2 protein-coding genes are annotated in these 1,855 nt (G+C 72.0%); both read right to left on the reverse strand.

Annotated elements, in window-relative coordinates; genetic code table 11:
• Positions 1 to 563, reverse strand: a 563-nt coding sequence (tsaE, locus tag BJQ90_RS10050) for a tRNA (adenosine(37)-N6)-threonylcarbamoyltransferase complex ATPase subunit type 1 TsaE (protein WP_226760147.1), incomplete at its 3' end; no start/stop codon positions are given.
• On the reverse strand, positions 560 to 1,780 hold the full coding sequence (gene alr / locus BJQ90_RS10055) for an alanine racemase (RefSeq protein WP_226760148.1): 1,221 nt from the start codon (positions 1,778 to 1,780) through the stop codon (positions 560 to 562). The genes alr and tsaE, both read right to left, overlap by 4 nt.
• Positions 1,781 to 1,855 lie beyond the last annotated feature (75 nt).

Genomic DNA, 1,855 nt, shown 5'->3' on the forward strand with positions numbered 1-1,855 from the left:
ACCCAGCGGGGGCCGAAGCCCCGGATCACGATCGTGCGGGGCTCGTCGTCGTCGGTGTCGAAGTCCAGCACCCCGGGGTCATCGACAGCGGCCAGCTCCCCCATGGCTTCCGGGGCCGCCTGCGGGGCGGGCGCGCCGCCTCCCAGCCTGCGGACCAGGTCCACCTCGAGCCGGCTCTCGCTCAGGTGCTCCACGCGGTCACGGCCCCATTCGACCACGGTCACGGCGCTGTCCATGGTGTTTTCCAGGTCGATGTCGTCGATTTCCGAGGCCGAACCCAGCCGGTACGCGTCAACGTGCACCAAGTCCGGTCCGCCCGGCCGGGGGCCGTCGGGAAGGTTCGGGTGGATACGGACCAGCACGAAAGTCGGTGAGATGATGCCGGCCCGGACCCCCAGGCCCTCCCCGAGGCCCTGGGTGAAGGTTGTCTTGCCCGCGCCCAGCTCACCGGTGAGGACCAGCAGGTCCCCGGCCTGGAGCTGGGCGCCGAGGCCGGCCGCGAGGGCGTGGGTCTCGTCCGCGGTCCGGACTTCCAGGGTCCGTTCCCAGGCTGCCGCGCTCACGGCCGGGACTCGTCGCCGGCGGGCTCTTCATTGATGTAGCGGCGCGGCACCCGGGGGCTGATCCGGGTGACGATCTCGTAGTTGTTGGTGCCGGCCGCCCGGGCCCAGTCCTCGGCGGTGGGGCCGCCGTCGGCGCCGTCACCGAACAGGACCGCCTCCGCGCCGAGGACGCTGGGCCCCCCGGTGGAAACGTGGAGCGGGCCGAGGTCGATCACCATCTGGTCCATCGCGATGCGTCCCACGACCGGGTAGTTCACGCCGCCGACGCGGACCGGTCCCCCGGTGGCGATCCGCGGGACGCCGTCGGCGTAGCCCAGCGGGATCAGCCCCAGGGTGCTGGCGCTTCCCGTGCGGTAGTTCAACCCGTAGGACACGCCCTGGCCGGCCGGGACATCCTTGCAGTGCGAAACGACGGTGCGGACGGTCATGGCGGGGCGCAGGCCCAGCTCTTCCGAGCCCTGCCCTTCGAACGGGGAGAGCCCGTACAGGCCCAGCCCCACGCGGACCAGGTCAAAGTGGGTATCAGGGCGGGACAGGGTGGCCGGGGTGTTGGCGAGGTGCCGCACCTCGGGATCCACGCCGGCGTCCTGGGCGATGGCGAGGGCTTCGCGGAAGGCCGCCAGCTGCTCGTCGGTTTCCGGGCGCTCGGGTTCGTCGGCGACGGCCAGGTGGGAGAAGATGCCCACCACCCGCAGCAGGCCCTGGTCCTGGTATTCCATGGCCTCGCCGACCAGGCTGTCCCAGGCATCCAGGGTTGCACCGTTGCGGCCCAGCCCGGTGTCCACCTTGAGGTGCACCCGGGCGGGCCGTTCCTGTTCGCGGGCGGCTGCCACAATGCGTTCGAGTTCCCAGCCCGAGCAGCCGATGTCGATCCCCGCGGCCACGGCGGCGGCAAAATTGCTCTCCGGGGTGTGCAGCCAGGCCAGCAGGGGCGCCTCGATGCCGGCGGCGCGCAGGGCCAGGGCCTCGGAAATGTGCGCCGTTCCCAGCCAGTGGGCGCCGGCGCTGAGCGCCGCGCGGGCGACGGGGACGGCGCCGTGGCCGTAGGCATCGGCCTTGACCACTGCCATCACCCGGGCCGGTGACGCCACGGCCGCCAGCCGGCGGACATTGTGCCGGATGGCCTCGAGGTCGATTACCGCCGAGCGTTCCTCGGCGAAGGCTGGCGGAGCCTCCGGGACGGGCTGGAAGTCACCTGTTGCTGCTGGGTAAGTCACTTAACGATTCTAGGGGTGGCAGCGCATCCGGCTGAATTCGGCCCCCTTTCGGGCCCCGCGGCAGCACCCCGCACC

The organism is Arthrobacter sp. SO3, from assembly GCF_020532825.1.
GTDB lineage: Bacteria > Actinomycetota > Actinomycetes > Actinomycetales > Micrococcaceae > Arthrobacter.